Genomic DNA, 1364 nt, shown 5'->3' with positions numbered 1-1364 from the left:
GGCGTTTATGAATACCGTTTCATCTAAAACTGAAACTAGCGGAAGTGATAGTGCTGCTGGACTTACTATTCCGCAAGATATCCGTACTATGATTAACACATTGGTTCGCCAATATGACTCGCTACAACAATATGTACGTGTTGAGAGTGTTTCTACTTCAAACGGTAGTCGTGTATATGAAAAATGGACTGATGTAACTCCGTTGACTGTAATGGATGCAGAAGATGGAAAAATTCCAGACCTTGACAATCCTCAGTTGATAATTATCAAATACTTGATTAAACGTTATGCGGGAATCATCACTGCAACGAATACATTGCTTAAAGATACAGCAGAAAATATTCTTGCATGGTTATGAAGCTGGATTGCTAAGAAAGTGGTTGTGACTCGTAACCAAGCGATTATCGAAGTAATGAAAGCAGCACCTAAAAAACCAACAATCGCTAAATTTGACGATGTTATTACTATGATTAATACAGCGGTTGATCCTGCGATTATCGCCACTTCAAGTCTTTTGACTAACCAGTCAGGGTTGAATAAACTTGCTTTGGTTAAAACTGCTGAAGGTAAATATTTGCTCGAACCAGACCCAAAAAAACCTAATTCATATCTAATTAAAGGTAAACAAGTTATTGTTGTTGCAGATCGCTGGCTTCCAAATACTGGATCAACAGTTTATCCACTTTACTATGGAGATATGTCGCAAGCTATTACATTGTTTGACCGTGAAAACATGTCATTGCTTCCAACAAATATTGGTGCTGGTGCATTTGAAACTGATACTACTAAAATTCGTGTAATTGATCGCTTTGATGTTCAGCTTACCGATACAGAAGCTTTTGTGGCAGGTTCATTTACAGCGATCTCAGATCAAAAAGGAAATATCAATACTGCAACTACAACTACAACTACAACTAATCATCAGGAGAAATAATAATGGACATTCGTCATATTGAAGAAAAAACAAAAGAATTAAAAGCACAATCAATTCCTCTGGTTCAATCCGTTGAAAAAACGCAAGCCTTAGTCAATGAGTTAAGCACAAAACTTGATAATATGAAAGTAGATAAACAACAGCCTGATATTGATGCGACCCTTGCACAAATGGCTAAAGAACGAGATGCTCGTGTTTTACTTGATGAACTGACTGAACATCTTACCAAGCAAAAAGACGCACTTCATCAATTTTGGAATAATGAAGAAACCAATTATGCCATTAAAACTGAGGCTATTCGCTCGCAAGAACACTTGAGTCCAACAGAATCTCAATTGATTGAGGGATTAATTGATAATTCTTTAAAACGAAAATTAAAGGCTTATGGTAAAGAAGTGGAAGAATCTCAATGGCTTTATTTTGAGATTCT

The 1364-nt window shown here is 36.3% G+C and carries 1 protein-coding gene and 1 pseudogene; both read left to right on the top strand.

The features are described 5' to 3' along the window. Positions 1–7: 7 nt before the first annotated feature. A pseudogene (locus AB0M39_RS42105) lies at positions 8–934 on the top strand (phage major capsid protein). 2 nt (positions 935–936) lie between these two features. Next, the coding region (locus tag AB0M39_RS42100) for a hypothetical protein (RefSeq protein ID WP_365374512.1) at positions 937–1364 on the top strand (428 nt) is incomplete at its 3' end.

This window comes from Streptomyces sp. NPDC051907, assembly GCF_040681075.1.
GTDB lineage: Bacteria > Actinomycetota > Actinomycetes > Streptomycetales > Streptomycetaceae > Streptomyces.
Note: the sequence above shows the minus strand (reverse complement) of the source record. Positions and strands in the feature narration are given on the sequence as shown.